The organism is Sulfitobacter sediminis, assembly GCF_040811725.1.
GTDB classification, from domain to species: Bacteria; Pseudomonadota; Alphaproteobacteria; order Rhodobacterales; family Rhodobacteraceae; genus Sulfitobacter; species Sulfitobacter sediminis.
In genome coordinates, this window is sequence record NZ_JBFNXX010000311.1 from 1 (window position 1) to 217 (window position 217).

Annotated in this window: 1 pseudogene; it reads left to right on the top strand. The window is 58.5% G+C overall.

Annotation, left to right across the window (positions count from 1 at the left end):
- Nucleotides 1–217, top strand: a pseudogene (locus tag AB2B41_RS24230) (IS110 family RNA-guided transposase); the annotation flags it as partial.

Consider the following 217-nt stretch of genomic DNA (forward strand, 5'->3'; position numbering starts at 1 on the left):
TCCGTGCGTTACTGAGCAGTCGAAAGGCAGTTCAGCGAAAATGCATTGATCTGGCGAACGAGATACGCGGGCTGTTCCGGATCTTTGGGTTGCGCCTGCCATCTCGTATCGATCAGGCGTCCTTTGATGAGAGGGTGCGCCCCATCATCGAAGCAGACCCAGACCTGTCACATGCCTTGCTGCCGCTGTTGGACGCCCGCGCGGTGCTCTTTGCCAC